21 protein-coding genes are annotated in these 20,083 nt (G+C 30.9%); 12 read left to right on the forward strand and 9 right to left on the reverse strand.

Annotated features, from left to right (window positions below; translation table 11 throughout):
* Positions 1-52 precede the first annotated feature (52 nt).
* From fliF to AJ888_RS06730, 10 genes are all read left to right on the forward strand, one after another.
* Positions 53-1,735: a flagellar basal-body MS-ring/collar protein FliF gene (gene fliF, locus AJ888_RS06685; protein ID WP_002861099.1), complete on the forward strand. Its 1,683-nt coding sequence runs from the start codon at positions 53-55 to the stop codon at positions 1,733-1,735.
* The gene (gene fliG / locus AJ888_RS06690; RefSeq protein ID WP_002854670.1) at positions 1,735-2,763 is read left to right on the forward strand and encodes a flagellar motor switch protein FliG; all 1,029 of its coding nucleotides are present in this window, start codon (positions 1,735-1,737) and stop codon (positions 2,761-2,763) included. Before fliF ends, fliG begins: the two co-directional genes overlap by 1 nt.
* Positions 2,764-2,770: 7 nt before the next feature.
* Positions 2,771-3,601, forward strand: a complete 831-nt coding sequence (gene fliH, locus AJ888_RS06695) for a flagellar assembly protein FliH (RefSeq protein ID WP_002861100.1) — start codon at positions 2,771-2,773, stop codon at positions 3,599-3,601.
* Positions 3,594-5,441 carry a 1-deoxy-D-xylulose-5-phosphate synthase gene (gene dxs, locus AJ888_RS06700; RefSeq protein ID WP_070296211.1) on the forward strand — a complete coding sequence of 616 codons (1,848 nt, stop codon included), beginning with the start codon at positions 3,594-3,596 and terminating at the stop codon, positions 5,439-5,441. The genes fliH and dxs overlap by 8 nt, the downstream gene beginning before the upstream one ends.
* A gap of 85 nt (positions 5,442-5,526) precedes the next feature.
* Positions 5,527-5,937: a peroxide-responsive transcriptional repressor PerR gene (perR, locus tag AJ888_RS06705; protein WP_002861102.1), complete on the forward strand. Its 411-nt coding sequence runs from the start codon at positions 5,527-5,529 to the stop codon at positions 5,935-5,937.
* Positions 5,938-5,982: 45 nt separating this feature from the next.
* Positions 5,983-7,179 (forward strand): hypothetical protein, encoded by a 1,197-nt coding sequence (locus AJ888_RS06710; protein WP_002861103.1) that lies wholly within the window; start codon positions 5,983-5,985, stop codon positions 7,177-7,179.
* A gap of 2 nt (positions 7,180-7,181) precedes the next feature.
* The gene (gene ubiE, locus AJ888_RS06715) at positions 7,182-7,889 is read left to right on the forward strand and encodes a bifunctional demethylmenaquinone methyltransferase/2-methoxy-6-polyprenyl-1,4-benzoquinol methylase UbiE (RefSeq protein WP_070295317.1); all 708 of its coding nucleotides are present in this window, start codon (positions 7,182-7,184) and stop codon (positions 7,887-7,889) included.
* Positions 7,886-9,049 (forward strand): exodeoxyribonuclease VII large subunit, encoded by a 1,164-nt coding sequence (gene xseA / locus AJ888_RS06720; protein ID WP_070296212.1) that lies wholly within the window; start codon positions 7,886-7,888, stop codon positions 9,047-9,049. Before ubiE ends, xseA begins: the two co-directional genes overlap by 4 nt.
* 9 nt (positions 9,050-9,058) lie before the next feature.
* A complete protein-coding gene (gene serC / locus AJ888_RS06725; protein ID WP_070296213.1) occupies positions 9,059-10,135 on the forward strand; it encodes a phosphoserine transaminase in 1,077 nt (358 codons plus the stop codon).
* Positions 10,132-10,482: a RidA family protein gene (locus tag AJ888_RS06730; protein ID WP_070296214.1), complete on the forward strand. Its 351-nt coding sequence runs from the start codon at positions 10,132-10,134 to the stop codon at positions 10,480-10,482. The genes serC and AJ888_RS06730 overlap by 4 nt, the downstream gene beginning before the upstream one ends.
* Here AJ888_RS06730 and AJ888_RS06735 read toward each other — a convergent pair.
* From AJ888_RS06735 to AJ888_RS06760, 6 genes are all read right to left on the reverse strand, one after another.
* Positions 10,479-11,453 (reverse strand): beta-ketoacyl-ACP synthase III, encoded by a 975-nt coding sequence (locus tag AJ888_RS06735; RefSeq protein ID WP_070296215.1) that lies wholly within the window; start codon positions 11,451-11,453, stop codon positions 10,479-10,481. The two genes, AJ888_RS06730 and AJ888_RS06735, sit on opposite strands and share 4 nt — an antisense overlap.
* Positions 11,446-12,432, reverse strand: a complete 987-nt coding sequence (gene plsX / locus AJ888_RS06740) for a phosphate acyltransferase PlsX (RefSeq protein ID WP_002861109.1) — start codon at positions 12,430-12,432, stop codon at positions 11,446-11,448. The genes AJ888_RS06735 and plsX overlap by 8 nt, the downstream gene beginning before the upstream one ends.
* A 5-nt stretch (positions 12,433-12,437) precedes the next feature.
* Entirely contained in the window at positions 12,438-12,584 is a 147-nt protein-coding gene (gene rpmF / locus AJ888_RS06745; RefSeq protein WP_002858674.1) for a 50S ribosomal protein L32, read from the reverse strand.
* A gap of 23 nt (positions 12,585-12,607) precedes the next feature.
* A complete protein-coding gene (locus AJ888_RS06750) occupies positions 12,608-12,961 on the reverse strand; it encodes a hypothetical protein (protein WP_002857618.1) in 354 nt (117 codons plus the stop codon).
* Positions 12,962-13,375, reverse strand: coding sequence for a nucleoside-diphosphate kinase (gene ndk / locus AJ888_RS06755; RefSeq protein WP_002854376.1), 414 nt, complete (start codon positions 13,373-13,375; stop codon positions 12,962-12,964).
* Between the two features lie 112 nt (positions 13,376-13,487).
* Positions 13,488-13,772, reverse strand: a complete 285-nt coding sequence (locus tag AJ888_RS06760) for a DUF362 domain-containing protein (protein WP_002854354.1) — start codon at positions 13,770-13,772, stop codon at positions 13,488-13,490.
* A gap of 205 nt (positions 13,773-13,977) precedes the next feature.
* On the opposite strand from AJ888_RS06760, the gene AJ888_RS06765 reads away from it, so the two are divergent.
* Both AJ888_RS06765 and flhB read left to right on the forward strand, forming a co-directional pair.
* A complete protein-coding gene (locus tag AJ888_RS06765; RefSeq protein ID WP_002854219.1) occupies positions 13,978-14,574 on the forward strand; it encodes a peroxiredoxin in 597 nt (198 codons plus the stop codon).
* Positions 14,575-14,692: 118 nt separating this feature from the next.
* Complete coding sequence (gene flhB, locus AJ888_RS06770; RefSeq protein WP_002861110.1) at positions 14,693-15,781, forward strand: flagellar biosynthesis protein FlhB; 1,089 nt, start codon at positions 14,693-14,695, stop codon at positions 15,779-15,781.
* Positions 15,782-15,786: 5 nt separating this feature from the next.
* On the opposite strand, the gene motB is transcribed toward flhB, so the two are convergent.
* The 3 genes from motB to polA are packed head-to-tail and all read right to left on the reverse strand — an operon-like array spanning position 15,787 to position 19,964.
* Positions 15,787-16,530, reverse strand: coding sequence for a flagellar motor protein MotB (gene motB / locus AJ888_RS06775; RefSeq protein ID WP_002861111.1), 744 nt, complete (start codon positions 16,528-16,530; stop codon positions 15,787-15,789).
* A 2-nt stretch (positions 16,531-16,532) separates the two neighbouring features.
* Complete coding sequence (gene motA, locus AJ888_RS06780) at positions 16,533-17,309, reverse strand: flagellar motor stator protein MotA (protein ID WP_002854170.1); 777 nt, start codon at positions 17,307-17,309, stop codon at positions 16,533-16,535.
* 15 nt (positions 17,310-17,324) lie between these two features.
* Positions 17,325-19,964 (reverse strand): DNA polymerase I, encoded by a 2,640-nt coding sequence (polA, locus tag AJ888_RS06785; protein WP_002861112.1) that lies wholly within the window; start codon positions 19,962-19,964, stop codon positions 17,325-17,327.
* Between the last annotated feature and the right edge of the window lie 119 nt (positions 19,965-20,083).

Genomic DNA, 20,083 nt, shown 5'->3' on the forward strand with positions numbered 1-20,083 from the left:
TATAAATCAAATAAAAATATGTAAAATTCGCCAAACTAAGGGATGAGAATTAATGGATTTTAAAAATATGTTTCATCAAATTGGGCAACTTTATCAAAATTTAACTCGCAAGCAGCGTATAGTGATTGCTGCATCTATTGTAGTGGTGGTTGGGTTTTTGGTTTTTTTAGCTTTATTTCGCGGAAGTGGCAGTAATGCAAATAATGGATATGCAGTTTTAGTTGAAAATGTAAGCCCAAGTTCTTCTGCTGCAATTGTAGCTAAACTTGAACAAAATAATATTCCCTATAAATTAGAAAGTGAAAATAAAATTTTAGTTCCACAAGATCAGGTTTATCGTCAAAGAATGTTTATTGCAAGCGAAGGTCTTATAAAAGATAGTCGCGTGGGTTTTGAAGCTTTTGATACTCAAGCTTTTGGAGCTACAAATGAAGAACAAAAGGTAAAATACCAAAGAGCCATAGAAGGCGAACTTGCAAGAACTATTGAGACTTTAGAACCTATTCGTAGCGCTGTTGTACACATAGCATTTCCTAAAGATAGTGTTTTTACCGAAAGGCAAATTCCGCCTACAGCTTCAGTTGTTGTTAATGTTCGCGAAGGCTTAAAGCTTACTAGAAAACAAATTGATGGTATAAAAAATATTGTTTCAGCGGCAGTTCCAAAACTTACTAAAGAAAATGTTAAGATTAGTGATCAAAGTGGTGTGCCTTTAGATGAGCAAGAAGCATATGAAGATGATTTGGTTCGTGCGCAAATTAAATTTAAAAGTGATCAAGAAAAAGCTTTAGAAGATAAGATTATAGAAAATTTAGCTCCTTTTGCAGGTGGTATGGATAAAGTAAAAGTGAGTGTAAATATAGATTTTGATTTTTCCAAGCAAGAATCTCAAAGTGAAATTTATGATCCAAATCCTATAGTGCGTAGCGAGCAAACTTTAAACGAGGAAAGAACAGGTAGAAAAGATCCAGAAATTCAGGGTGTTCCAGGTGCTGTTTCTAATATAGGTCCTGTTGAAGGACTTGACAATAAGGGTCAAATTGACACTTATAAAAAAAATCAAGTTACTACAAATAATGAACTTTCTAAAACTATTACAAATACCAAAAAACAATTTGCAACAGTTTTACGCACTTCAGCAGCTGTTACTATAGATGGAAAATATCAAGATGTGGTTGATGAAAATGGGGATGTGAAAAGCGAATATGTTCCATTAACCAAAGAAGAGCTTGCAAGTGTTGAGAGTATAGTTAAAAATACTATTAATTTTAGTGCTACTAGAGGTGATAGTGTTGTAGTTCAAAATTTACCATTTCATCGTGAGTCGATTAGAGTTGAGAGTAAAGTTAAAACTTTTTATAATCGTTTTATTGAGCCGTTTATTCCACCGGTTAAGTATTTTATTGCAGCGATTTTACTTTTTATTTTTTACAAAAAAGTTATTACTCCATTTACTCAAAAAATGCTTGAAGATGTCGCAGCGCAAGAAGAAATGCAGCAAGGTCCAAATGCTGTTTTAGATGATGTTGAAGATACTTTGGAAAAAATGAATGCAGCAAGGAAAAAAGTTGAAGAACAACTTGGTTTTGGAGATAATTTCAATGAAGATTCTATCCAGTATGAGGTTTTGCTTGAAAAATTGCGTGGTTTGGTAAGTGATAAAAGCGAGGAAATTGCTGCACTTTTGCAAAATTTAATTCAAAACGATAGTGAATTCGGTGAAAAGGATATGTGATGATAAAGCTAAGTGAAGAACAAAAAATGGTCTATGATGATTTATCGATGCCTGAAAAGGTGGCGATATTTCTTATACAACTTGGCGAAGATGCAACAACTTCTGTGTTTTCACATATGGAAATTGATGTAATTACAGAAATTTCACGTTATATTGCTATGGCTAAAAATGTTGATAGATCCGTAGCTACTGCAGTTTTAGAAGAATTTTACACTCTGCTTCAATCAAATCAATATATTAAAAGTGGTGGTTTGGAATATGCTAAAGAAATACTTTTTCGTACTTTTGGGCCAGAGATTGCAAATAAAATTCTTGAAAAACTCACTAAAAGTATGGAGAATAATCAAAATTTTGCTTATTTGGCGCAAATTAAACCACAGCAACTTGCAGACTTTATTACTAAAGAGCACCCACAAACCATCGCTCTTATTTTGGCACATATGGATTCTATTCATGCGGCAGAAACTTTAGAGTATTTTAGTGATGAATTAAGGGCTGAGGTGGTTATAAGAATGGCAAATCTTGGCGATATTTCTCCAAGTATTATTAAAAGAGTTTCTGCAGTGCTAGAAAGCAAGCTTGAAAGTCTTACCTCTTATAAGGTTGAAGTGGGCGGCCCAAGAGCAGTAGCAGAAGTGCTTAATCGTTTGGGTCAAAAAGCAAGCAAATCAACCATTACTTATATTGAACAAAGTGATGAACGCTTAGCAGAGACTATTAAAGAGCTTATGTTCACTTTCGATGATATACAAAAACTTAGTACTCAAGCTATAAGAGAAATTTTAAAAGTAGCTGATAAGCGTGATTTAATGATAGGTTTAAAAGGCGCAAGTGAAGAGTTAAAGCAAAAATTCTTAGCCAATATGTCTACGCGTGCAAGCGAAGCTTTTCTTGAAGAAATGGGTTTTTTGGGTGCTGTGCGTGTTAAAGATGTTGAAGATGCACAAAGAAAGGTTGTTGAAGTGGTGCAAAAACTTGCAGAACAAGGTCTTGTTCAAACAGGCGATGCGGATGAAATGATAGAGTAGGTGAGAGATGGTTAATCGTAGCAATGTAATTTCTGGTGGGGCTTCTGATCAGCATGTTGTTGAAGGATATCGTTTTAAAGTTATTTCAGAATTTGATAATCATACAGGTGAAAAAAAACATACTCAAACTCCAGATGAAGAAAATGCTAATATATCTTTAAATGATGAAAAATCAGTCGAAGAAAATCATGCTATTGCCCCTACGCAAGCTGTTATGGAAACTCAAATTCCAACATTTCAACCAAGTTTTGTTGAAGATTTGCTTAAAAAAACAGATGAAATGTCAAGCAATATTATTAAACTTCAAATGCAAATAGAAAGTCAAGAGAATGAATTTAATAACCGCTTAAATTCAGAACTTGAAAATGCTAAAGAAAAATTTGCCAAAGAAGGTTATGAGAAAGCAAAAGAAGAATTTCAAAAGGAATTGAGTGATTTTAAAGATAAGTATTTAAAAAGTATAGCCAAGCTCGATAATGCTTGTGAAAATCTTGAAAATTTTATAGAAAAAAACGAGAAAGAATTAGCAGATACTGCTATAGATATCGCTAAAGAAGTAATCTTAAAAGAACTTGAACTAAATTCAAGTAAGATAGCTTATGCTTTGGCCAAAGATTTAATCGGCGAGCTTAAGGGTGCTAGTGCAATTGAGCTTAAGGTTAATGCAGAGGATTATGAGTATTTAAAAGAGCAATTTGATCAGAATGCTCATATTAAAATAAGTCTTGATGATGCAATTAGCAAAGGAAGTGTTATTATTATAAGTGACGCAGGCAATATAGAATCCAATCTTAACTCTCGTCTAACTAAAATTAAAAAAATGGTGAATAATGAGTAAAAAATTTGCCCATACTCAAGAAGAGTTAGAAAAGCTAAGTTTAAAAGAATTAGAAAATTTAGCAGCATCTATACGTGAAAAAATCATACAAGTTGTGAGTAAAAATGGTGGACATTTAAGTTCAAATTTGGGTGCTGTAGAACTTAGTATAGCAATGCATTTGGTTTTTGATGCAAAAAAAGATCCTTTTATTTTTGATGTGTCACATCAATCTTATACACACAAGCTTTTAAGCGGAAAAGAAGAAATATTTGATACTTTAAGACAAATCAATGGTTTGAGCGGTTATACAAAACCTAGCGAGGGAGATTATTTTGTAGCAGGGCATTCTAGCACCTCTATTTCTTTGGCAGTAGGTGCTTGTAAGGCCATTGCTTTAAAAGGTGAAAAGCGTATTCCTGTTGCTTTGATTGGAGATGGTGCTTTAAGTGCGGGTATGGCCTATGAGGCTTTAAATGAATTGGGTGATTCTAAATTTCCTTGCGTAATACTTTTAAATGATAATGAAATGAGTATTTCAAAACCAATTGGAGCAATTTCAAAGTATCTTTCTCAGGCTATGGCAACACAGTTTTATCAAAGTTTTAAAAAGCGTATTGCTAAAATGTTGGATATATTACCTGATAGTGCTACTTATATGGCTAAGCGTTTTGAAGAGAGTTTTAAACTTATTACTCCTGGGCTTTTGTTTGAAGAATTAGGGCTTGAATATATAGGGCCTATTGATGGACATAATTTAGGTGAAATTATTTCTGCATTAAAACAAGCAAAAGCTATGCAAAAGCCTTGTGTGATACATGCTCAAACCATAAAGGGTAAAGGCTATGCTTTAGCTGAAGGAAAACATGCTAAATGGCACGGGGTAGGAGCTTTTGATATAGATAGTGGAGAGAGTGTTAAAAAAAGTGATACTAAAAAATCTGCTACTGAAATTTTTTCTAAGAATTTGCTTGATTTAGCCTCAAAATATGAAAATATTGTTGGGGTTACGGCGGCTATGCCAAGTGGAACAGGTCTTGATAAGCTTATAGAAAAATATCCAAATCGTTTTTGGGATGTGGCTATTGCAGAACAGCATGCAGTAACTTCTATGGCCGCTATGGCAAAAGAAGGATTTAAACCTTTTATTGTAATATATAGCACCTTTTTACAGCGTGCCTATGATCAAGTGATCCATGATTGTGCGATTATGAATTTAAATGTGGTTTTTGCTATGGATAGAGCAGGGATAGTAGGCGAAGATGGGGAGACGCATCAAGGTGTTTTTGATCTTAGTTTTTTAGCTCCTTTGCCAAATTTCACTCTTTTAGCCCCAAGAGATGAGCAAATGATGCAAAATATAATGGAGTATGCTTATTTACATCAAGGACCTATTGCTTTTCGTTATCCTAGAGGGAGTTTTATTTTGGATAAAGAATTTAATCCTTGTGAGATAAAACTTGGTAAGGCGCAATGGCTTGTAAAGAATAATAGTGAAATTGCTTTTTTAGGTTATGGACAAGGTGTGGCAAAAGCGTGGCAAGTTTTAAGAGCCTTGCAAGAAATGAATAATAATGCTAATTTGATCGATTTAATTTTTGCTAAACCTTTAGATGAAGAGCTTTTGTGTGAGCTTGCTAAAAAAAATAAAATTTGGTTTATTTTTAGTGAAAATGTTAAAATTGGTGGTATAGAAAGTTTAATTAATAATTTTTTACAAAAATATGATTTGCATGTAAAAGTTGTTAGCTTTGAATATGAAGACAAATTTATTGAACATGGAAAAACAAGTGAGGTGGAAAAAAATCTAGAAAAAGATGTCAATAGTTTGTTGACGAAAGTTTTAAAATTTTATCATTAAATAATAAAAAATATTATTTAATATAAACTTCTTTTAATAAAAATTTTATTATTATTTCCACTTAAAAAAGCAAGGAATAAATACAATGGAATTACTACAAATGCTTAAAAAACATGAGTTAAAAGCTACTCCGCAAAGACTATGTGTTTTAAAAATTTTAAAAAGACATGAGCATCCTAATATTGATGAATTATATGCAGAAATTAAAAAAGAATACCCTTCAATCTCTTTAGCGACGGTTTATAAAAATCTTAATACTTTACAAGAACAAGGTTTAGTTGTTGAAATCAATGTTTTAAATCAAAAAACTTGTTACGATATTTATGAAGAAGAACATATTCATGTAGTTTGCGCCAAATGTGGTGGTATAGAGGATTTAAGTTTTAAAGATGCTAAGCTTTATGAATATCAAGAGCATTTAGAAAAAAAGATAGGCAATCTCGTCAATCATCTGTCCGTTTGTGCTTATGTTGATAGTTGTAAAAAGTGTCATTAAGCAAAATAAGGTTAAAATAGCCCATATATTTTAAGGGTTATTTTAATGGTTTATGAAATTCAAAAAAACTTTTTACTATCTGATTGCACTCTTTTAGAGAATTTAAAAAAAGATAATATACCTTTTAGAAATTCTAAATTTGAAACTTTTTATACTCAAATAACTTCAAATCATAGTGTTAAATTTCAAAGTTTTTGCAATGAATTTTATAAAATTACAAAATTTAATAATTCAATTTTAGAACAGAATCAAGAAGAGAAAATTTCTAAAAAAAAATTTGAAAAAGCTCGAAAAAAGATTATAGGAAAGAGCATTAAAAAAGAACGCTTCGAATTTAAATTGTGTTCTTTAAAAAGTTATATTGATATTTATGAAGAGCCTAAAATTTGTATTTTAAAAATATTTTTTCCAACATTGGATAGTTCCAATGAATTTAAAATCCCTAAAGATTTTAAAATTCAAAAAGAATTACATCATGATTTAAATTCTAAACATATCGTTTTATATGGTTTTGAATATCAAAAGTTTGATATAGAGAAATGTTTTAAAATTATAGAAAAAAATCAGAATTTTAGCTTGGATTTTCCAAATTATATTAATGCTTATGATGGATTTAGGATTTTTTTATTTTATTTATTTAAAAAATTAAAATTTTATTGGACTTTATCTTTAGAGAGAAAAGATAAGCAAAGTTTATGTGAATTTTTATTTTATTCAAGAAGTTTGTATATAGTTTTATCAAGCATGAGTACTATTTTAGATAAAAATTTGAGTAATATTTTGGCTTTAAAGTTTAAAGATATAACGAAAAAAACTCAAGATATTTTAGCAAGTGAAAATTCAAATCAAGATTTATTGCTATTTTTAAGCGATGAAAAAATCCAAGATTTGTTTAATGATTTTGATTTTTTCATAAAGGAAAATTCTTTTTATGAAGGCGATTGCAAAGATAGGTTTTTTAAACAACTTGTTGCGTTAGAACTTAGAAAAAAAATTATTTTATTTAGAAAAAATATACTAAAAAATTTTGATTTAGAGCTTTTTGAAAATAGTTTTTTTGAATTGGCAATATTTTTAGAATATTTTTATCGTTTTTTAGAGATAAAAAATTTAAACAAACTTTATGAAAAATATTGCAAAGATAGAGATAAAAATATTTTTTCGAAAATAATCAATAATAAAAATAAATTTTGCAAATTGCTTAAAAAATCAAGTAAAAATTTGAAAATTTACAAAGGATAAAAATGCAAAAACAAGAAAAAATTATAGAAATGTTTAATCAAATTGCACCTACTTATGATAAGGCGAATAGAATTTTAAGCTTTGGAGCTGATGTAGCGTGGCGCAAAAAAGCTTGTCAAAGAGTGATGAGTTTGTATTTAAAAAAAGATTTAAAAATCGCTGATATTGCCTGTGGCACAGGGGATATGATAGAGATTTGGCAAGAGAGTGCTTTAAAAATGGAAAAAAATATTTTAAATATTAAAGGTATTGATCCAAGTAGTGGTATGCTAAATGTTGCAAGAGAAAAATTTCCAAATGTCGAATTTATAGAAGCAGGGGCGCAAAATTTGCCTTTAGAAAGTCAAAGTTTAGATATTTTAAGTATTAGTTATGGCATTCGCAATGTTGTAGAAAGACAAAAAGCCTTAAGCGAATTTGCTAGAGTACTCCAAAAAGATGGTATTTTGGTAGTTTTGGAATTTACAAAAAGAGAAAAGGGTGGATTTATAGCAGCTTGTAGAGATTTTTATCTTAAAAATATTTTACCAAGTATAGGTGGGATAATCAGTAAAAATAAAAGTGCTTATGAGTATTTGCCAAATTCTATTGAAGGATTTTTAAGTAAGGAAGAGTTTATTTTAGAGCTTAAAAATGCTGGTTTTAAAATGCTTGATTATAAAAGTTTTAGCTTTGGCGTGAGTTCAATGTTTATAGCAAAAAAACTATGACACCAACAGAATTAAATCTTAAAGCAAAGGCTTTATTAGAAACACATTTTGAGGATATAGTTTTAAGTGGAGAAATTTCAAAAATCACTTTGCATGGTTCAGGGCATTGGTATTTTGATTTAAAAGACGAAAGATCAAGCATTGCTTGTGCTATGTTTAAAGGAGCTAATTTAAAAGTCGGATTTAAACCCGCAGTGGGGGATTTTTTAGAGCTTTGTGGAAGTGTGAGTTTATATCCTGAAAGTGGTCGTTATCAATTTATCGCTACTAGTATGAAAAAAGCAGGTTTTGGGGATTTGGAAGCACAGTTTTTGGCTTTAAAAGAGCGTTTGCAAAAAGAAGGACTTTTTGATCCACGCTTTAAAAAATCTCTGCCAAAATTTCCTAAAAAAGTAGGTATTATCACTTCAAAAACTTCTGCTGCTTTGCAAGATATGTTAAAACTTATTCATCAAAAAGAATATTTTTTGGCAAAAATTTATATTTTTGATACTTTAACTCAAGGAAGCAATGCTTCTTTTTCCCTTATGCAAGCTTTAAAAAAAGCTGATGATATGGATTTAGATATTCTTATTATAGCACGTGGTGGAGGAAGCAGGGAAGATCTTTTTTGTTTTAATGATGAAAATTTAGCAAGAGAGATTTTTAAAGCAAAAACTCCTATCATTTCAGCCATAGGACATGAGATTGATTATGTTATCAGTGATTTTGTTGCAGATTTTAGAGCTCCAACGCCTTCGGCTGCTATAGATACTTTGTTTTATTCTAAGTTGGATATAGAGCAAAGTTTAGATTTAATGGAAGAAAAATTAATACAACTTTGGAATCATAAAATACAAAATTATGAAAATTTGCTTTTAAATTTAAGTAAATTTTTCAAATTTAATTCTTTGCCAAAAATAATAGATGAAAAAATAAAACAAAGCCATAATATAGAAAAGCAATTAAATCATCTACTGGAAAATCAAATGCGTTATAATGAATTAAAATTAGATAAATTGCAAAATGCTTATTTGCAACATGAGAATTTTTTTAATAAAAGCAAAAAGTTTATTTGTATCAGAAAAAATGGTAAAATAGTAAATTTAGAAGATCTTAAGAGTGATGATATTGTCATTTTAAGTTCTCAAACTTCTCAAAAAGAAGCAAAAATTTTATAAGGATAGATTATGAGAAAAATCAATTTCAGTGCAGGGCCATCAACTTTACCTTTAGAAATTTTAGAGCAAGCTCAAAAAGAACTCTGTGATTATCAAGGTAGGGGCTATTCTATAATGGAAATTTCTCACCGCACAAAAGTATTTGAAGAAGTGCATTTTGGAGCACAAGAGAAAGCTAAAAAACTTTACGGGTTAAATGATGATTATGAAGTATTATTTTTACAAGGTGGAGCAAGTTTGCAATTTGCTATGATTCCTATGAATTTAGCTTTAAACGGGGTTTGTGAATATGCAAATACAGGAGTTTGGACAAAAAAAGCAATTAAAGAAGCACAAATTTTAGGTGTCAATGTTAAAACCGTAGCAAGTAGCGAGGAAAGTAATTTCGATCATATTCCTAGTGTGGAATTTAGTGATAATGCTGATTATGCTTATATTTGTTCTAACAATACTATTTACGGCACTCAATATCAAAATTATCCTAAAACTAAAGCTCCTTTGATTGTGGATGCATCGAGTGATTTTTTTTCTAGAAAAGTAGATTTTTCAAATATCGCTCTTTTTTATGGCGGAGTGCAAAAAAATGCTGGAATTTCGGGTTTAAGTTGTATTTTTATCCGTAAAGATATGTTAGAAAGATCTAAAAATAAACAAATTCCTAGTATGTTAAATTATTTGACTCATGCCGAGAATCAGTCTTTGTTTAACACGCCTCCAACCTTTGCCATTTATATGTTTAATCTTGAAATGGATTGGCTTTTAAATCAAGGTGGGCTTGATAAAGTGCATGAGAAAAATTCTCAAAAAGCTACTATGCTTTATGAATGTATTGATTTAAGCAATGGATTTTATAAAGGACATGCAGATAAAAAGGATAGATCTTTAATGAATGTGAGTTTTAATATTGCTAAAAATAAAGATTTAGAACCTCTTTTTGTAAAAGAATCCGAAGAAGCTGGAATGATAGGACTTAAAGGACATAGAATTTTAGGAGGAATTCGTGCAAGTATTTATAATGTACTTAATTTGGATCAGGTAAAAACCTTGTGTGAATTTATGAAAGAATTTCAAGGAAAATATGCATGATAAAGCGTTTTGATGAGTGTAATAGAATGTCGCAAATTATTGTTTTTGATAAATATTTTAAAACTGCAGGACAAGTGGCTTTTGAACCTAGCGGAGATATTAAAAAACAAACCAAAGAAGCGCTTGCAGAACTTGATGCTTTGTTTGAAAAAATAGGTGCAAGCAAAGGGGATTTGATTCAAATTCAAATCTGGCTAGCTAATATGCAAGATTTTGATGCAATGAATGAAATTTATGATGCTTGGATTAAAAATTATCCTAAACCTGTTAGAGCTTGCGTAGGAAGTGCTTTAGCAGAAGGTTATTTGGTGGAAATTCAAGCTTTTGGAAAGCTAAGAGAGAATTAAAAATTCTCCCCTCCAAATTTTAAAAGCGCAGATCCCCAAGTAAAACCACCACCAAAAGCATCCAGTAAGATCAGACTTCCTTTTTTAAGTCGACCTTCTTCATAGGCATCATTCATTGCCATAGGTATAGAAGCAGCTGAAGTATTGCCATATTTTTGTACGGTAATCACACATTTTTCATCGCTTAGATTGAGTTTTTCTTGGACGGCTTTAATGATGCGTAGATTAGCTTGATGAGGAATAAAAAGATCAATTTCTTGTGCTAAAATGTTATTTTTAGCTAAAATTTCTACAACATCATTGCTAAGCGTGTTTACTGCTATTTTAAAAACTTCATTGCCCCTCATTTGCATAGAAAGTGTTTGACATAGGCTTGATTTTTGCGATCTTTGAGTCATTAAAAGATCTCCATAATTACCATTGCTTGCAGTATGTACATCAAGGATATGATTTTCATTGTCCAAACTTACAACTCCAGCACCCGCACCATCTCCAAAAAGTATACAAATGCTTCTGTCATTGTAATCCATAATTGAACTTGTTTTTTCAGTTCCTATGATTAAAACATTTTTTTTTAAACCACTTTCTACTAAGGCTTTAGCTTGTTCAAGTAAATAGATAAAACCAGAACAAGCTGCTGAAATATCAAAAGCACTAATATTTACAAGTCCTAAATTTGAAGCAATTTTACAAGCCGTTGAAGGCATAGTAAAATAATCAGGACTTAAAGTGGCTACAAGAATTGCATCAATATCTTCAGGTTTTAAATTTGCTCTTTCTATGGCTTTTAATGCAGCTTTTGTACCCAAATCGCTGGTATTTTCATTTTCATTAGCAATGCGTCTTTCTTTAATGCCTGTGCGTCTAGTGATCCATTCATCGGTGGTATCTACCATCTTCTCAAGATCAGCATTGCTTAAAATTTTTTCTGGAATATAAGAAGCTATACTTTTAAGACTGGCTTTAAGCATTGTATTTCCCAAGTTCATTTTCTATAAGTTCATTGATATGAGACTGGCTAAAATTTATAGCTTGAAAAATTGCATTTTTAATAGCTCTAGAATCGCTTTTTCCATGACTTATGATTACACAGCCATTAACTCCAAGAAGGGGTGCTCCGCCATATTCTTGCCAATCTATGTGTTTTTTTAATTTTTTAAAAGATGGCCTCATAAGTAAAGCACCTATTTTAGAAATAAAAGATTGCTTTACTTCGTTTTTTAGAAGCTGAAAAATAGCTGTTGCCACACCTTCACAAGCCTTTAAAATAACATTTCCATCAAAACCATCGCAGATTAAAACATCTATTTCACCATTGAAAATATCTCTACCTTCAGCATTGCCTATAAAATTTGGAATTTTTTTCATAAGCTGATGACTTTCTTTGGTAAGTTCATTGCCTTTGCATTCTTCTTCACCATTAGAAAGTAAAGCAAGGCGTGGTTTTTGAATTTGCATGATTGCTCTAGCATAAACTTCACCCATTATGGCAAATTGAAATAAATTTTCAGCTTTACAATCTGTATTAGCTCCAACATCCAAAAGTAAAGTTTTGTTAACGATATTTGGCATTAAAGTGGCAATAGCAGGTCTTGAAATACCTTTAAGTCTTCCAAGCCTTAAGGTAGCCAAAGACATACTTGCTCCACTATGACCCGCTGAAACTACAGCATCTACTTTTTTTTCTTTTAATAAATTAATAGCTTTGTATATGGTTGTTTCTTTATTTTTTAAAGCATCTGTGGCATTTTCATTCATCGAAAAAATTTCACTAGCTTCTTCGTATTGTATATATTGTTCTAATTTTTTTGGTATTAAAGGTTTTAGAATTTTAGAATTTCCCACTAAGATAGCGTTAAAAGGTTTTGCTTCTAGCGCCTTTAAAACGCCTTCTATAATGGGTTTTTCTCCAAAATCACCACCCATTGCATCAATGGCAATGTTAATCATTGATTTTAATATTCCTTAGTTGTTGGATTCGCACGGTGAGGCATTTTGTAGCTTCCATCTTTGTCTTTTATAGGCATAGGAAGACTAACTTTATAGTGAGTTCTGCGTTTAGCTGCACGAGTTTTGCTCACTCTTCTCTTTGGTACTGCCATTTTTTCTCCTTTATAAAATTTAATTAATTATTGCAATTTATGCAATAAAAATAATCACTTAAATAAGCTTCAAGCTCGCTGATAGCAACTTCTATTAAATCAATATGTCCATCGAAAAATTCTATAGTATTGCTCAATTCGTTTGCTTCATCTTTAAAAATACCGTCACTTGCAAAAAGTTCTAAATTTTCTTTAATTTCAAGTTCTAACTCAGTTCCACAACTATCACAAGGTCTATAGATAAAACCTTGCATAATAGCATTTATTTTAACAAGCTTAGGATTTATTTTTACTAAATTTCCCTCAAAAATCATATTTTCAAGATTAAGTTTAAAAGGATATTCCTTTGTATTAATCTTAGAAAAAGGGATTTTCATTTAGCAAATTTCATTTGGTTTAAAGAAAAAATCAATTTCTATTTTTGCATTTTCCAAGCTGTCACTTCCATGAACAGCATTAGCATCAATACTCTCAGCAAAATCGGCTCTAATTGTTCCTGCTTTAGCTTCTTTAGGATTTGTCGCTCCCATTAAATCTCTATTTTTTAATACAGCACCTTCTCCTTCTAGTACAGAAACAACAACAGGACCGCTAATCATAAATTCAACCAAGTCTTTAAAAAAAGGTCTTTCTTTATGAACAGCATAAAAATTTTCAGCTTGTTCTTTACTAAGTTGAACTTTTTTCATTGCAGCGATTCTTAATCCATTGCTTTCAAAACGATCTAAAATTTTTCCTATAACACCTTTTTTAACAGCATCAGGTTTAATTATAGATAAAGTTTTTTCCATCTTTGTAATAACTCCTTATTTTAATAAAGCTTAAAATTATACTTGAATTTGTTTAAAGAAAGTTAAATTAAAAGAAAAAGCTAGGAATCTCTAGCTTTTTAATTTTTTAAAATTATGCAAAAACTGGAGTGTCCCCACTTCTCATATCAGCGCCAATATTATCACGACTTGGTTGTCCTGATTCTACAGCACTCCAAACTATACATCCATCTGTTGGGCAAGCACTAGCACAAGCGGGTTGATCATTATGTCCTACGCATTCAACGCATTTGTTTGCATAAACATAATATCTATCTTCGCCTTCTGGATTGTTAGCATCATCAACGATAGCACTCACTGGACACTCATCAATACAAGAACCACAAGCAATACATATATCTGTAATTTTTACAGCCATTTTTTCTCCTTTTTAATATTAAGATTTAAAAGATTTTAGCATAAAATTCTTAAATAATGTAAATTTTGATAATCAAAAATTTACATTATTTGATAATAATTATAATTTTCTTAAATTTTTAATATTATTTTAGATATTTAAAAAAAAATAAAGATTTAAACGATATAATTTCGTTATCAATAAAATTTATTATTTAGGAGAAAATATGATAGTTACTAAAAAAGCTTTAGATTTTACTGCTCCAGCAGTATTGGGAAACAATGAAATTGTTCAAGATTTTAATCTTTATAAAAACATAGGTCCAAAAGGAGCGGTAGTATTCTTTTATCCAAAAGATTTTACTTTTGTTTGTCCTTCAGAAATTATAGCTTTTGACAAAAGATATCAAGAATTTAAAAACCGTGGCATTGAAGTAATTGGAATTTCAGGAGATAATGAATTTTCACATTTTGCTTGGAAAAATACTCCAGTAAATCAAGGTGGTATTGGTCAGGTTAAATTTCCGCTTGTTGCTGACTTAACTAAGCAGATTGCTAGAAATTTTGATGTACTTTATGCAGAAGCAGTTGCCCTTCGTGGTTCGTTCTTGCTTGATGCTGATGGAACAGTTCGCCATGCTGTGGTTAATGATTTACCACTAGGTAGAAATATAGATGAAATGTTAAGAATGGTTGATACTATGCTTTTTACAAATGAGCATGGTGAAGTTTGTCCTGCAGGATGGAATAAGGGTGATGAAGGTATGAAAGCTAACCCTAAAGGCGTGGCTGAATATCTTGGTAAAAACGAAGCTAAACTTTAATTTCTTAGTATAAAGCCTCTTCATGAGGCTTTTTCTTCATTTTTATTCTTTAATTGAAATTCATAAATTTTCTACTATAATTTTACACACATATTAAAATTTTTACTTAGGCTAAAATATGGCAGGCGAAGATCAAGAAAAAACAGAAGAACCCACGTCCAAAAAGATAGAAGATGCGCGTAAAGAAGGTAATGTTCCAAAGTCTCAAGATGCGGCAGCTATTGTAACTTTGATAATTGGAGTAACTATAACTTTACTTATGATGAGTTTTATGGGCGAGAGAATTGTAAATTTATATAGATACTATCAAAGTTTTATTGGTGTTGAATTTGATTTGCGTATTATTCAAGCCATTATGATTAAAAGCATTTTTGAGGTTTTAATTATTCTTGCACCTATTGTTTTAAGTATTATGATTGCTGGGGTTTTGGGAAATATTATGCAATTTGGTTTTATTTTTACAACTAAACCTATTATGCCAAATTTAGGAAAAATCAATCCTCTAAAAGGTTTAAAAAACCTTTTTTCATTGAAAAAAATTGTTGAAAGTATAAAAATTATTTTAAAAGTGGGTATTGTTTTTACTATAGCTTTTATAGTTTTACTTAAATTTATGCAAGAGCTTCCAAGAGTTGAGCTTTATACTATGGTTGCACAGCTTACTTGGCTAAGAGACAGAGCTATTGTTTTAGCAGCTATTGTTATAGTTGCTTTTTTAATTATTGCTGTTTTAGATGTTTTTTTGGTGCGTTTTCAGTATTTTAAAGGTTTGCGTATGAGCAAACAAGAAATAAAAGATGAGTATAAACAAATGGAAGGAGATCCTCAGGTTAAAGGTAGAATTCGTAGACTTCAAATGGAAGCTGCGCGTCGTCGTATGGTTCAAGATGTTGCAGGTGCGGATGTGGTGATCACAAACCCAACGCATTATGCCGTAGCTATTCGTTATGATACAAGTAAAGAACAAGCCCCTAGGGTTGTTGCCAAAGGAGTGGATTTTCTCGCTCTTCGCATAAAACAAGTAGCCTATGAAAATAATGTTGTGGTTTATGAAAATCCTCCTTTAGCAAGAGAGCTTTATAAAGCTTGTGATGTTAATGATCTTATTCCTAGGGAAATGTTTAAAGCTGTAGCTGAGGTGCTAGGATTTGTTTATAATACAAATAATAAGAGTCGTTTAGCTGGTCAAGTAAAAAAAGGAAACTAAAACTTTTAAGGTGTTTTAGTTCCTATTTTATTGATAAGTTCAAGAACAGATTTTTGAGTGCTTGTATCTGCTGTATCGACTTTAAAATATATTTCTACTCTATTATTTTCTAAGGCTTGAGGATTTCCATTGATAGGATTATTAAGCCCGTAGCTTTTAATGCTAATATTTTTCAAATTTGCTCCACCTTCTATAAAATATTTTAATACATTTTCTGCTCTTTGGTAGGCGAGTTCATAACTTCTTATAATAGAGTCGCTATTGTCTGTATAGCCTCTAATTTCTATTTTTGCTTGAGGTGGCAAATATGTTGTTAGTTCAGCCATACGTTTTAAATAATCTTGTATATCAGCTGAAACGATTTGAGCGCTACCTCTTTCAAATTCAACTTTGGATGGAAGGTTAAGAGCAACCTGATTGTCGCTTTGATCTAGAGCCGCTTGAAGACGTTTGATGGTTTCTTGCTGTGTCATAGTCATTTGTTTTAACGATTTGAGTTCATCACTTTCTTCTTTTGCTGCACCCTTATATTTTTCTTGGGTTTTGCTCTCTTCTTTGACTGTTTGAGTAGAGGTATAATCAAAGATTTTAACAAATTCGGTTTTTAAAGCCTCTACTTTAGCAGGATTTGTTTTAGAAATTGCCCAAAGAGCAATAAAAAGCGCCAAAAGCAAACTTAGAAAGTCTGCATAAGGTACAGCCCATTTTTCACCTGCAGGACATTCTGGACATTTATGTTTCTTGGCCATTTTTAACCTTTGTCAAATTGTGAAATTTTTGGATCATCGTGACTTAAGAAATTAAAAAGCTTAGCTTCCAAATCTCTAGGATTCGCACCTTCTGCAATTCCTTTTATGGCTTCAGTGATGACAATTTGCTCTTTTACAAGATCCATTCCATTAGCTTTCATTTTTCTTCCCCAAGGTGCAAAAAGCGCATAAGCACCAAAAATCCCAGTAACCGTAGCTGTAAAAGCACCTGAAATACCCGCTGCCATTGCTTGAGGATTGTCTAGCAATTTAAGAGCTAGAATAAGACCAAAAACCGCTCCAACAAGTCCCATGGTAGGGCAAGTTTCTCCAAATACTATCCAATATTCTGCACATTCTTTATAATGCTCTTCAAGTTGTTCGGTTTGTATTTCCATGCTTTCGTGAATTTCTTCAAAGCTTTTACCATCTACAAGCATCATCATAGCATTTTTTAAAAATTCATTTTCAATCTCATTGGTTCTTGATTCTAATGCTAAAAGCCCATCTCTTCTTGCAATAATGGCAAATTCTATTAACTGGGCTATCCTTTCAGGTAGATTTACTCCAGAGCCTTTAAAGACAACTTTGAGTTCTTTATAAGCTGCTTTTACAATTTTTTTATGTGTAGAAGTCATTGCACAAAATGCAGCTGTTGGCATAACTATAAGAAAGGAAGAAAGATGTACAACATGTAAAGGATTACCACCTTCTAGTATATCTCCTACTGAAATACTAGTAACTGCAAGCACCATTCCCAGTATGGTTGAAAGATCCATTAAATATCTCCTTGATTATTTTAAATCGCCCCAATTTTTGGCGATACTTGAGCTTGTTTTTAATTTTACTTTTAATTTTACTATATTTTCCATAATATCTCTAGTTTTTTTTACAAAATTTTCACATAAATCATCTTTTACTTCAAAAATTAATTCATCATGAATTTGTAAAATAAGCTTTTTGTCTTCATTTAATTCTTTATCGATTTCTAACATAGCAAGTTTGATTACATCTGCTGCTGAACCTTGCAAGATTGAATTAATACTTTCTCTTTCATACATGGCAATTTGCATAGGTTTTGCATTTTCAAAATCAAAATAACGCTTGCGACTGTTTAAAGTAGTGATAAAACCATTTTGTTTAGCTTCGTTTTTAACTGTTTCAAAATATTTCTTAATACTAGTAAAATTTTCAAAATATTTTTCTATGTAAGATTTGGCTAAATGAGCTTCTATTTTTAAATTTTGACTTAAAGTTTTATAGCCCATGCCATAAATAAGTCCAAAATTTATACTTTTTGCAACACTTCTGGTTTCATAATTGCTTTCTCCAAAAATCATTATAGCTGTTCTTGCATGTATATCTTCATCGTTAGCAAAAGCATTTAAAAGTTTTTCATCTTCGCTAAAATGCGCAAGCATTCTCAGTTCGATTTGAGAATAATCAAGAGAGATAAAACTAAATCCATCTTTAGCTACAAAGCAAGATTTATAATCTTTTGCGTATTGTCCGTGTGCAGGAATATTTTGCAAATTTGGATCTTTAGATGAAAGGCGTCCTGTAGCGGTTCCAGTCTGTAAAAAACTTGAATAAATGCGTGAATTCTTATCTTTTAACGCTAGTTTTAACAAAGGTTCGCAATAAGTGGAATAAAGTTTGGCAAGTTCTCTATAATCTAAAATTTTGGGAATTATAGGATGTTTATCTAAAAGTGCATTTAAAACTTTTTCATCGGTAGAATATCCTGTTTTTCCTTTTTTTCCACTTGGAAGTTTAAGTTTTTCAAAAAGTATATCACCTACTTGTTTAGGTGAGTTTAGGTTAAATCTATCCTCACAAAGAGTATAAATTTCTTCACTTAAATTTTTGATTTCATTTTCAAATTTTTTCATAAGGGCTTCAAGTGCATTTGTATCAAGCTTTATGCCATTTTCTTCCATCATCATAATGATTCTAATGAAATCAAATTCACAGTTTTTAGCAAGTTCTAATAAAGGAGCTTCAAGATTTTTTAAAAAATAAAGATAAAATCTTAAAGTGATATAAGCATCTTCTGCTGCGTATTTGCAAGCTTTTTCAAGTTCTACGCTTGCAAAATTTTCTCCTTTTTTAACAAGGCTTTCAAAATGTAAGGTTTCATAATTAAAAAGTCTTAAGGCTAAATCATCCATATTTACTCTTAAAGAAGGATTTTTAAGCCATGCTAAAATCATTGTATCTGCGTATTTTTGAGGTAAATTTAATCCAAAATTGTTTTGAATGATTTTAAAATCATATTTGAGATTGTGTCCTATAACAAAATGATTAAAGATTAGCTCTATAGCTTTTTTGGCACTTTGCAATGAGATTTGCTCACCTACTCCAAGATAATTATGAGTTAAAGGCACGTAAAAAGCTTCATTTTCACTCATGCAAAAACTAAAACCAACAATTTTTGCTTCTTTTGTATCAAGTCCTGTGGTTTCGGTATCAAAAGCAATAATACTTTCTTTATCAAGGGTATTTAAAATTTCAAAAAGTTTGTTTTCATCTTGTATTAAAGTGGCTTTAAAACCTAAATTTTTATCTTTATTATCAGGATTTTGACGCAGTTTTTTAAGTAAAGTATTAAGTTCGTAATGTTCTAAAATTTCAAGTATTTTTAAAAGAGGTTCTTCATCAGGATAAGTTGCTTTTTCTATAAGATCTTGCACTTCTAAATTTTCATACAAAGAGGCTAATTTTTTGCTTAAAAATGCATTTTCCTTACCCTCTAAAAGCAAGTTACGACTTCTTTCGTTGCGTACTAGGGTTAAATTTTCATAAATTCCTTCTATACTACCAAATTCATCAAGTAAGGTTTTAGCCCCTTTTGCACCTATACCTTTAACGCCTGGAATATTATCAGAACTATCTCCGCAAAGAGCTAAAAAATCTCTGATTTGATGAGGTTTTACTCCGTATTTTTCTAAACACGCTGCTTCATCATAGTCGTTTTTAGAAATAGGACTGTAAATGCTTGTTTTACCATCTTTTATGAGTTGATAAAGATCTTTATCTTGAGTGATAATGCGTACAAAAATATCCCTATCTTCACAAGTTCTTACAAAAGAAGCGATGATATCATCGGCTTCATAACCTTCCCTAGAAACGCTTATAAAACCCATTTTTTCTATCATCTCTATGCAAATTGGAATTTGTTCTAGAAGTTCAGGTGGTGGTGGAGTGCGATTTTGTTTATAGTTTGGATCAATTTCGCTACGAAAAGTTTTTCCTTTGGAGTCTAATGCAAAAACAATATAATCACTTTTGTGTTCATTTTTTAAGCTATAAATAAAATTTGCAAAACCGCTAATCATTCCACTAGCTTGTCCTTGTGAATTTTTAAAACCTTTTAATGCGTAGTAAAGTCTGAAAAAAAATCCAAAAGTATCAATAATAGTTAAAGTTTTCATAATAATTTCTTCTTTGATAAAATATATTTTTGGGTTATATTATTTCAAAATTTTGCTTAAAATGTCTACAATTTAAGATCTTTAAGCAAAAACACTGCAATTTTTAGCCATAATTACAA

This window comes from Campylobacter sp. BCW_6467 (assembly GCF_001762855.1).
Classification (GTDB): Bacteria; Campylobacterota; Campylobacteria; order Campylobacterales; family Campylobacteraceae; genus Campylobacter_D; species Campylobacter_D jejuni.

Coding starts and splice junctions, on each gene's coding strand:
- AJ888_RS06760 (WP_002854354.1), bottom strand. CDS start 13,772: ATGGCTGTAAAAATTACAGATATATGTATTGCTTGTGGTTCTTGTATT.
- fliG (WP_002854670.1), top strand. CDS start 1,735: ATGATAAAGCTAAGTGAAGAACAAAAAATGGTCTATGATGATTTATCG.
- serC (WP_070296213.1), top strand. CDS start 9,059: ATGAGAAAAATCAATTTCAGTGCAGGGCCATCAACTTTACCTTTAGAA.
- fliH (WP_002861100.1), top strand. CDS start 2,771: ATGGTTAATCGTAGCAATGTAATTTCTGGTGGGGCTTCTGATCAGCAT.
- rpmF (WP_002858674.1), bottom strand. CDS start 12,584: ATGGCAGTACCAAAGAGAAGAGTGAGCAAAACTCGTGCAGCTAAACGC.
- fliF (WP_002861099.1), top strand. CDS start 53: ATGGATTTTAAAAATATGTTTCATCAAATTGGGCAACTTTATCAAAAT.
- AJ888_RS06750 (WP_002857618.1), bottom strand. CDS start 12,961: ATGAAAATCCCTTTTTCTAAGATTAATACAAAGGAATATCCTTTTAAA.
- AJ888_RS06730 (WP_070296214.1), top strand. CDS start 10,132: ATGATAAAGCGTTTTGATGAGTGTAATAGAATGTCGCAAATTATTGTT.
- polA (WP_002861112.1), bottom strand. CDS start 19,964: ATGAAAACTTTAACTATTATTGATACTTTTGGATTTTTTTTCAGACTT.
- AJ888_RS06710 (WP_002861103.1), top strand. CDS start 5,983: ATGGTTTATGAAATTCAAAAAAACTTTTTACTATCTGATTGCACTCTT.
- flhB (WP_002861110.1), top strand. CDS start 14,693: ATGGCAGGCGAAGATCAAGAAAAAACAGAAGAACCCACGTCCAAAAAG.
- dxs (WP_070296211.1), top strand. CDS start 3,594: ATGAGTAAAAAATTTGCCCATACTCAAGAAGAGTTAGAAAAGCTAAGT.
- motB (WP_002861111.1), bottom strand. CDS start 16,530: ATGGCCAAGAAACATAAATGTCCAGAATGTCCTGCAGGTGAAAAATGG.
- ubiE (WP_070295317.1), top strand. CDS start 7,182: ATGCAAAAACAAGAAAAAATTATAGAAATGTTTAATCAAATTGCACCT.
- xseA (WP_070296212.1), top strand. CDS start 7,886: ATGACACCAACAGAATTAAATCTTAAAGCAAAGGCTTTATTAGAAACA.
- AJ888_RS06765 (WP_002854219.1), top strand. CDS start 13,978: ATGATAGTTACTAAAAAAGCTTTAGATTTTACTGCTCCAGCAGTATTG.
- motA (WP_002854170.1), bottom strand. CDS start 17,309: ATGGATCTTTCAACCATACTGGGAATGGTGCTTGCAGTTACTAGTATT.
- plsX (WP_002861109.1), bottom strand. CDS start 12,432: ATGATTAACATTGCCATTGATGCAATGGGTGGTGATTTTGGAGAAAAA.
- perR (WP_002861102.1), top strand. CDS start 5,527: ATGGAATTACTACAAATGCTTAAAAAACATGAGTTAAAAGCTACTCCG.
- AJ888_RS06735 (WP_070296215.1), bottom strand. CDS start 11,453: ATGCTTAAAGCCAGTCTTAAAAGTATAGCTTCTTATATTCCAGAAAAA.
- ndk (WP_002854376.1), bottom strand. CDS start 13,375: ATGGAAAAAACTTTATCTATAATTAAACCTGATGCTGTTAAAAAAGGT.